1 protein-coding gene is annotated in these 468 nt (G+C 68.8%); it reads left to right on the top strand.

The annotated features are described in order from the left end of the window. The coding region (locus BVI061214_RS00320; protein WP_156303167.1) for a sulfite exporter TauE/SafE family protein at positions 1 to 468 on the top strand (468 nt) is incomplete at both ends.

Below are 468 nucleotides of genomic sequence, written 5' to 3'. Positions count from 1 at the left end.
TCCCCGTCCTGGTCTACCTCCTGGGGGAGCACCCCAAGCAGGCCATCGCCGAAAGCCTCCTGGTCGTGGGGGGCATCGCCCTCTTGGGGGCCATCCCCTTCGCCTTAAGGGGCCTGGTGGACTGGCGTAACATCCTCTTCTTCGGGCTTCCCGGGATGGCGGGCACCTACCTGGGGGCCTGGCTCTCCCAGTTCGTCTCCGGGCAGGTCCAGCTCCTCACCTTCGCCCTGGTCATGATCCTCGCCGCCTACTTCATGGCCCGGCCCACCCCCCTGCGCCCCACCCAGAAGCGGCAGGCCTGGAAGATCGTCCTCGAGGGCACGGCGGTGGGGGCCCTCACCGGCTTCGTGGGCGTGGGCGGGGGCTTTCTGATCGTGCCCGCCTTGGTCCTCCTGGGCGGGCTTCCCATGCACCTGGCCGTGGGCACCAGCCTCCTCATCATCGCCCTCAAGTCCTTCGCCGGCTTTT

Origin of the sequence: Thermus aquaticus (genome assembly GCF_001280255.1) — a bacterium.
Taxonomy (GTDB): Bacteria; Deinococcota; Deinococci; order Deinococcales; family Thermaceae; genus Thermus; species Thermus aquaticus.
This window is presented reverse-complemented; position numbering and strand designations above follow the sequence as displayed.